This window comes from Streptomyces sp. NPDC003038 (assembly GCF_040611115.1).
In the GTDB taxonomy this organism is placed as follows: Bacteria; Actinomycetota; Actinomycetes; order Streptomycetales; family Streptomycetaceae; genus Streptomyces.
Genome location: NZ_JBEXNN010000117.1, coordinates 1 through 1,415, shown reverse-complemented (window position 1 = coordinate 1,415; position 1,415 = coordinate 1). Strand labels below are relative to the sequence as shown.

General features: G+C 69.0%; 1 protein-coding gene. It reads left to right on the top strand.

Going from position 1 to position 1,415, the window contains the following annotated elements; genetic code table 11:
- Positions 1-40: 40 nt before the first annotated feature.
- On the top strand, positions 41-1,415 hold a 1,375-nt coding region (locus ABZX75_RS34355; protein WP_355418172.1), incomplete at its 3' end, for an ISAzo13 family transposase.

Below are 1,415 nucleotides of genomic sequence, written 5' to 3'. Positions count from 1 at the left end.
TCAAGGTGTTGTTTCCCGTTCTGAGGCTCGTTGCTGTGGTATGCGCATCCCGGACGAGGCTCGTAACCAACTCTCTGTGAAGTTCGCGGTGTTGTTCCCGCATTTGGACGAGCGGCAGCGTCGACTGCTGATGGCCGCCGAAGCCCGTGTCCTGGGGCACGGCGGCGTTCGGGCCGTCGCACTGGCGGCCGCGGTGAGCGAGACGACGGTCCGCAAGGGCGTGTTCGAGCTGGAGGCCGGGGAGGAGCCCCTGGGCCGGGTGCGGCGTCCGGGCGGGGGCCGCAAGCGGGTCGCGGAAGTCGATCCGGGGCTGCGGCCGGCTCTGCTGTCGCTGGTCGAGCCGGATGTGCGGGGTGATCCGATGTCACCGCTGCGATGGACGGTGAAGTCGACCCGTGTACTTGCGAGGGAACTGACCCGGGCCGGGTATCGGGTCAGCGCGGACACCGCTGCCGATCTGCTGCGGGAGGAAGGCTTCAGCCTGCAGGCCAACGCCAAGACACTCGAGGGCAGCCAGCACGTCGACCGGGACGAGCAGTTCCGCTACCTCAACGAGCAAGCCCGCGAGCACCGGGACGCCAGCCAGCCGGTCATCAGCGTGGACACCAAGAAGAAGGAACTCGTCGGCGAGTTCAAGAACCACGGCCGCCAGTGGCGCCCGGCCGGTGATCCGGTGCCGGTGAACATGCACGACTTCGCCGACCCGAACCTGGGCAAGGCGATCCCGTACGGGGTCTACGACCTGGCTGCGAACACCGGCTGGGTCAACGTCGGCACCGATCACGACACCGCGGCATTCGCGGTGGAATCGATCCGCCGCTGGTGGCACGGCCAGGGCCACGCTGCCTACCCGCAGGCGACACGGCTGCTGGTCACCGCCGACGCGGGCGGCTCCAACGGCTACCGCACCCGGGCCTGGAAACTTGAACTCGCCCGCCTCGCCGCCGAGACGGGCCTGACCATCACCGTCTGCCATCTGCCGCCGGGCACATCGAAGTGGAACAAGATCGAGCACCGCCTCTTCTCCCACATCACCATGAACTGGCGCGGCCGCCCGCTGACCAGCCACGAAGTCATCGTCCAGTCCATCGCCGCGACCACCACCCGCACGGGACTGCGCGTCATGGCCGAGCTGGACACCAATGCCTACCCGACCGGAGTCACGATCGGTGATGCGGAGATGGCGGCTCTGCCACTGACCCGGCACGCCTTCCACGGCGACTGGAACTACGTCCTGCACCCCCATCCGGCCCCAGCCATCCCGGCACCCCGGACTCCGGAACCTTGCGAGCCGGAATGGACACCGGCCCTGCTGTCCGCCCCAGCGCTGACCGGGATGTCCCCGGACCAGCTGCACGACCTGGTCCAGACTCTGGCACCGGACGGGGACACCCGGCGCGGCCGCCCGCCCCACC